This window comes from Pseudoalteromonas sp. SIMBA_162, assembly GCF_046535955.1.
GTDB classification, from domain to species: domain Bacteria; phylum Pseudomonadota; class Gammaproteobacteria; order Enterobacterales; family Alteromonadaceae; genus Pseudoalteromonas; species Pseudoalteromonas marina.
The window spans coordinates 1-325 of sequence record NZ_JAWJBQ010000189.1; the positions used below are offsets into that span (position 1 = coordinate 1).

General features: G+C 64.9%; 1 protein-coding gene. It reads left to right on the forward strand.

Annotated features, from left to right (window positions below):
• Positions 1-65 precede the first annotated feature (65 nt).
• On the forward strand, positions 66-325 hold a 260-nt coding region (locus R0J88_RS19295), incomplete at its 3' end, for a fluoride efflux transporter FluC (protein ID WP_410900775.1).

Below are 325 nucleotides of genomic sequence, written 5' to 3' on the forward strand. Positions count from 1 at the left end.
GGCGTTGCCCAGCGCTCACTCGCATTGAATCGAGCACGGGGCATACAAGGCACATGGGAACCTGGTTGGCAGTAGCAGCGGGCGGCGCCATCGGGGCGCTGGGACGGTATCTTGTCAGTGGCTGGATCGTCGGCGCCGCCGGGCGTGGTTTCCCGTGGGGGACCCTCGGCGTCAATCTGATCGGCAGCTGCCTGATGGGGTTCCTGTTCATCTGGGTGACCCAGGAGCTCAAGCTGGCTCCCGTCTGGCAGGCGATCATGGTGGCCGGCTTCACCGGCGCCTTCACCACCTTCTCTACCTTTGCCCTCGAGGCGCTCAACCTGAT